This is a genomic window from Halomonas sp. (genome assembly GCF_052095695.1).
Lineage (GTDB): Bacteria > Pseudomonadota > Gammaproteobacteria > Pseudomonadales > Halomonadaceae > Vreelandella.
This window is the reverse complement of the sequence record NZ_JBQDLQ010000151.1, coordinates 1-4,419: the sequence shown is the minus strand read 5'-3', so window position 1 is coordinate 4,419 and position 4,419 is coordinate 1. Positions and strand designations below refer to the sequence as shown.

General features: G+C 56.0%; 3 protein-coding genes. All 3 read left to right on the top strand.

Annotated elements, in window-relative coordinates; translation table 11 throughout:
* On the top strand, window positions 1–1,961 hold a 1,961-nt coding region (ftsH, locus tag ACTH5D_RS17360), incomplete at its 5' end, for an ATP-dependent zinc metalloprotease FtsH (protein ID WP_441673426.1).
* Window positions 1,962–2,064: 103 nt separating this feature from the next.
* Window positions 2,065–2,991, top strand: a complete 927-nt coding sequence (gene folP / locus ACTH5D_RS17355; protein ID WP_441673424.1) for a dihydropteroate synthase — start codon at window positions 2,065–2,067, stop codon at window positions 2,989–2,991.
* Window positions 2,988–4,337, top strand: a complete 1,350-nt coding sequence (gene glmM / locus ACTH5D_RS17350; protein ID WP_441673422.1) for a phosphoglucosamine mutase — start codon at window positions 2,988–2,990, stop codon at window positions 4,335–4,337. Before folP ends, glmM begins: the two co-directional genes overlap by 4 nt.
* Window positions 4,338–4,419 lie beyond the last annotated feature (82 nt).

The window sequence follows — 4,419 nt, the reverse complement described above, 5'->3', positions numbered from 1 at the left end:
CGGCCGTCCTACTGACAGTGTTCAATAATTTCAGTACGGAAAGCGCACCGCAAAGCACAAATTATTCTCAATTTGTGCAGCAGGTGCAAAACCAGCAGGTGCGTAGCGTGACGATTGATGGTTACACCATCAGTGGTGAGCGTACGGACGGCTCTGAGTTTCAGACGATTCGCCCTTCGGCGGAAGATCCTAAGCTAATGGACGATCTGCTAAGCAATAACGTCACAGTTGTGGGTAAAGCGCCAGAGCAGCAAAGTATCTGGACACGTTTGCTGATCGCTAGCTTCCCGATTCTGCTGATTTTGGGCATCTTCATGTTCTTTATGCGCCAAATGCAGGGGGGGGCTGGCGGTGGTAAAGGCGGCCCGATGAGCTTTGGTAAATCAAAAGCTAAACTGCTCTCTCAGGATCAGATTAAAACAACCTTTGCCGATGTGGCGGGTTGTGATGAAGCCAAAGAAGAAGTGGAGGAGCTGGTCGACTTTCTGCGCGATCCGACTAAGTTTCAGCGTCTAGGCGGTATGATTCCCCGCGGCGTACTGATGGTGGGGCCGCCGGGTACCGGTAAAACGCTGCTGGCTAAGTCGATTGCGGGCGAAGCCAAAGTGCCTTTCTTCTCTATTTCAGGTTCTGACTTTGTTGAGATGTTCGTTGGCGTGGGTGCGTCTCGAGTACGCGACATGTTCGAGCAGGCCAAGAAGCAGGCACCGTGTATTATCTTTATCGATGAAATCGATGCCGTGGGCCGCTCGCGTGGTACCGGTATGGGCGGTGGTAACGACGAGCGTGAGCAGACGTTGAACCAGCTGCTGGTCGAGATGGATGGCTTTGAAGCTAACGAAGGCATCATCGTGATTGCGGCCACCAACCGTCCAGACGTGCTTGACCCCGCACTGATGCGTCCAGGTCGCTTTGACCGTCAGGTAACCGTGGGCTTGCCAGATATTCGTGGTCGTGAGCATATTTTGGGTGTTCACCTGCGCAAAGTACCGCTCGCCGATGATGTTAAGCCTCAGCTGATTGCTCGCGGTACGCCTGGGTTCTCCGGGGCCGATTTGGCTAACCTGGTCAACGAGTCTGCACTGTTTGCCGCGCGCCGTAACAAACGTGTTGTCAGCATGGAAGAACTTGAGCTGGCTAAGGATAAGATCATGATGGGCGCTGAGCGCAAATCGATGGTCATGACCGATAAGGAAAAGCTCAATACGGCTTACCATGAAGCCGGTCACGCCATTATTGGTTTAGTCGTGCCGTCTCATGATCCGGTGTACAAGGTGACGATTATTCCCCGTGGCCGAGCGCTGGGCGTGACCATGTTCTTACCTGAGGAAGATCGCTACAGCCTTTCGCGCCAACAGATTCTGGGACAGATTTGCTCGCTATTTGGTGGTCGCATTGCTGAAGAGATGACGCTAGGTCCGAACGGTGTTACCACCGGTGCCTCTAACGACATTAAGCGTGCTACCGAGTTGGCGCATAATATGGTCGCTAAGTGGGGTTTGTCGGATGCCATGGGGCCGATCATGTATGACGAGGACGAGTCGCATCAGTTCCTTGGCGGCCCGGGTCAGGGTGGTGGCAAGATGAAGTCTGGCGATACCACCACGCGTCTTGATAAAGAAGTGCGCAAGATTATTGATGACTGCTATGAGCAGGCGCGTCAAATCTTGGCCGATAATCGCGATAAGCTTGATGCAATGGCTGAAGCGCTGATGAAGTATGAAACTATTGATGCCGCTCAGTTGAAGGACATCATGGAAGGCCGCGATCCGCGCCCGCCGGCAGGTTGGAATGATGGCGACTCACCTGGCGGCGGCACGCCTGCCGGTGGTGAAAAGCCTAACGTTCAGGCCAGTGATGACGTTGCTGCGGGCCCGACTGATAGCGATGCTGAAGAGGATGACGACGATACGCCGCGCCGTCGCCCCTCAGACCCGCTGGGCGGTCCGGCAGGGTCATAGTGGTAGCGTAAGAATGAGCCAAAAGGCGCCCCGTCAAGGGGCGCCTTTTTTGTTATGCTGTGCACATACGACTGCCACGTTTTCTTCTCGACTAGGCTGTAGCATGAAATCAACTTTGGACACATATCCTCAGCGCGTCGCTGGCAGTGATTTACAGCTGCGCTGCGGGCGACATCTACTGGATTTATCCTTCCCGCGTGTGATGGGTATACTAAATGTGACGCCGGACTCTTTTTCTGATGGCGGGCAGCACGTGGCGCTAGATGACGCGTTACGGCATGCCGAGCAGATGCTGGCAGAAGGGGCAGCGATCATTGATGTCGGTGGCGAGTCGACACGCCCCGGCGCCCTGGTAATTAGCTCCCAAGAGGAGTTGGATCGAGTGGCTCCAGTGGTAGAGCGCTTGGTGCGCGAGCTGGATGCGCTGGTCTCGGTAGATACCAGCTGTCCGGCCGTAATGCGCGAGGCAAGTGGGCTGGGCGCCGGGATGATTAACGACGTACGTGCGTTAGAGCGCGAGGGAGCGCTGCAGGCGGCGGTGGGCAGTGGCTTGCCGGTGTGTTTGATGCATCGCCAGGGCGAGCCTCAGGATATGCAGCAGGCGCCGAATTATCAGCAGCCTGTTGAGGTCGAAGTGGCCGAGTATTTGGCGCGGCGAGTGGCCGAGTGTGAAGCGGCCGGTCTGCGTCGGAATAGGCTGTTAATCGACCCGGGCTTTGGTTTTGGAAAGACCGTGGAGCACAACTTGCGCTTGCTGAAATACATGGCGTCTCTTCAGGCGCTGGAGCTTCCGCTGTTGGTGGGTATGTCACGCAAAAGCATGATTGGCAAGGTGTTGGGCCGCCCGGTAGAAGAGCGCCTGTTTGGTGGCGTGGCGCTGACGGCGATGGCGGTGGAGCGGGGTGCGAATATTCTTCGCGTGCATGATATCGCTGCAACGGTCGATGCCGTCAATATGACCTGGGCGGTACTGCAAGAAGGCTGCGAGCCGCCGTTTGAGCTGTCTATGATTAAGGAGTTCGGTGCATGACAAGGCGCTATTTTGGGACGGATGGTATTCGCGGCACCGTGGGCAAAGCACCCATTACCGCTGATTTTATGCTCAAGCTGGGGTGGGCCGCCGGTCAGGTACTGCGTCGTGATAAGGGGCGGACGCGCGTGCTGATCGGTAAAGATACGCGCATCTCTGGCTATATGTTTGAGTCCGCGCTTGAGGCAGGGCTATCTGCCGCTGGTGTCGATGTATCGCTGCTGGGGCCCATGCCAACGCCGGGTATTGCCTATCTAACCCGCACGTTTCGTGCGGATGCGGGGATAGTCATTTCAGCATCGCATAATCCTTTTGATGACAACGGCATCAAGTTCTTCTCAGCTGAGGGTAAAAAGCTGCCTGATGAAACGGAAGATCGTATTGAAGCGATGCTAGAGGCCCCATTAACCACGGCTGAGGCCGCTCAGTTGGGTAAGGCGGCGCGCATTGATGACGCGGCGGGCCGCTATATTGAGTTTTGCAAATCGACGCTGCCCGATCGGCTGAGCCTGCATGGCCTAAAAGTCGTGTTGGACTGTGCTCACGGCGCTACTTACCATATCGCGCCTAATGTTTTCCGTGAGTTAGGGGCCGACGTCTCGACAATTGGTGTCTCGCCTAATGGGCTAAACATTAATGAGCAGGTGGGTTCAACGCATCCTGCAGCGCTGCGTGCGGCAGTCATTCAGCAGAGTGCCGATTTGGGCATTGCGTTTGATGGCGATGGCGACCGCTTGCTGTTAGTCGACGCTGACGGCCGTGAAATTGATGGCGATGATATTCTTTATCTTATTGCCCGAGATCGCCACGAGCGCGGTTTGCTCGAAGGGGGCGTTGTTGGCACTCTGATGTCCAACTTTGGATTAGCCATGGCGCTAGATAAACTAGGCATACCCTTTGAGCGTGCTAACGTTGGCGATCGCTTTGTGATGGAGCGCATGGCGGCGAACGGCTGGGAGCTGGGCGGCGAGTCTTCGGGGCATATTGTCTGCGGCCATGCGCAAACGACTGGTGACGGTATCGTGTCGGCGCTGCAAGTGTTGGCGCTGATGATGCGAGAGCAAAAGAGCCTGCCAACGCTGTTGAAAGAGCTAGAAAAAGTCCCGCAAGCGCTTGTCAACGTGCGCCTGCCCGCTGATACCAATGCCAAAGAAGTGATGGCATCGGCGCCGCTTCAGCAAGCGGTTGCTGCATTGGAGCAGGCGTTGGGCGATGAGGGTCGCGTATTGCTCCGGCCTTCCGGTACAGAGCCTTTAATTCGTGTGATGGTAGAGGGGCGTGCCCATCTGGACGTGGATCGATTGGCGAACGACCTGGCCGCTCAAGTGGAGGCTTTGCTGGATTAATGGCGCCGTAAACTGAGTTTGTGCTTGCAACAGCGGTTGTCTTGACAAGGCCGCTCCTATACCATTTCGCTCCACCTTGAGT